Origin of the sequence: Bacillus sp. JJ1503, assembly GCF_036965125.1 — a bacterium.
GTDB lineage: Bacteria > Bacillota > Bacilli > Bacillales > Cytobacillaceae > Cytobacillus.
This window is the reverse complement of record NZ_JBALOZ010000266.1, coordinates 1-1,622: the sequence shown is the minus strand read 5'-3', so window position 1 is coordinate 1,622 and position 1,622 is coordinate 1. Positions and strand designations below refer to the sequence as shown.

The following is a 1,622-nucleotide window of genomic DNA, read 5'->3' as shown; positions in this document are numbered from 1 at the left end:
ACCCACATCCTGTGGGCCGCAACTACAATCAGTTGGTAAAGAACAAGAATAATATTTTTTTATAAATAGTGCATGTCTATCATATTCATCTTGGATTAATCAACACTGATTGAGTTTCACTAAATGTTTTTACTTTTTGTTTCCATCACTTATTATAGAGGAAAGGCTATATCATTGAAAAGGCGGGGATACAATGAAGAAGTTTGACTTTGACAAAATGATTAATCGGGAAAATACCTCCTCTGTTAAATGGGGAATGACCCAGCAAGTCTTTGGAACGAGCGATGTATTGCCAATGTGGGTAGCTGATATGGATTTCGCGCCGCCTTCGGAAGTAAAAGATGCTCTTCTAGACCGAGTTCATCATGGTGTTTTCGGCTATACATATCCTTCAACCTCTACGGCTGATAGCATTAAGCAATGGCTTCAGAATAGACACAGCTGGAATGTTGAAAGTGAATGGATTCTTTATAATTTGGGAGTCGTTCCTTCGATCGCAACCGCTATTGAGGCCTATACTGCACCTGGAGATAAGGTGATGCTCCAATCACCTGTGTATGCTCCGTTTTTCGACATGATTAAGAAAAATAATCGGGAAGTAGTAAATTCACCTTTAAAATTAATTAATAATCGATTTGAAATCGACTATGCTGATTTTGAAGATCGTTTAAAAGAGGGAGTTAAATTATTCCTTTTATGTAATCCGCATAATCCTGGCGGTAGAGTATGGACAAAAGAAGAATTACAAAAAATCGGTGAGCTCTGCCATCAGTATCATTGTTTAATTCTTTCCGATGAAATTCATTCTGACCTTGTTTTTAAACAAAATAAGCATATTCCAATCGCTTCATTGGATAACAAATTCAGTGAGATTACAATTACTTGCATTGCACCAACAAAAACATTTAATCTAGCAGGTCTACAAGCTTCTGCTGTTATCATTTCCAACAAAGAACTTCGCGAAGGATTTCAAAAAGTTCTGCAGCGTCAAGGCTTCTTTTCATTGCCAACATTTGGAGCAATTGGAATGGAAGCTGCTTATCAGCACGGGGATAGCTGGTTGGATGAGCTTCTTGAATACTTACATGAAAATATCGCAACAGCAAAGAGCTTTATCGAAAAACACTTGCCTTCGATCAAAGTCATGGAACCTGAGGGCACCTATTTATTATGGTTAAATTGCCGTGGGCTGGATTTAAGCGATGAAGACATTAGAGAACGGTTATTATATAAAGGCAAGCTGGCATTAGAACCAGGGAAAAAGTACGGTCCTGGGGGCGAAGGCTTTGTTCGCATGAATATCGCCTGTCCGCGGGAAATGTTGTTAGATGGTTTGGAGAGATTGAAAAAAGCATTTGATTAATAAGTGGATAAAGTTGTGGATAGTTGTCAATTTTCTTTCACCAAATACTACTTTGTGGACAACTTTTTGGAAATGTTGCTTTTTTGTCCGATAAACACACTTTGTCGGACAGCTTTTCGGAAATTGTCGCTTTCCTGTCCAATAAACACACTTTATTGGACAGCTTTCCAGAAATTGTCGCTTTCCTGTCCGATAAACACACTTTATTGGACAGCTTTTCGGAAATTGTCGCTTTCCTGTCCGATAAACACACTTTGTC

Annotated in this window: 1 protein-coding gene; it reads left to right on the top strand. The window is 38.5% G+C overall.

The genetic code is table 11. From position 1 onward, the window contains the following. Positions 1–193: 193 nt before the first annotated feature. A complete protein-coding gene (locus tag V7149_RS19530) occupies positions 194–1,363 on the top strand; it encodes a MalY/PatB family protein (protein WP_335347263.1) in 1,170 nt (389 codons plus the stop codon). Positions 1,364–1,622: the final 259 nt, after the last annotated feature.

Bases quoted from the DNA above. Each gene is read 5' to 3' on its own strand.
- V7149_RS19530 (WP_335347263.1), top strand. From the start codon at position 194: ATGAAGAAGTTTGACTTTGACAAAATGATTAATCGGGAAAATACCTCC.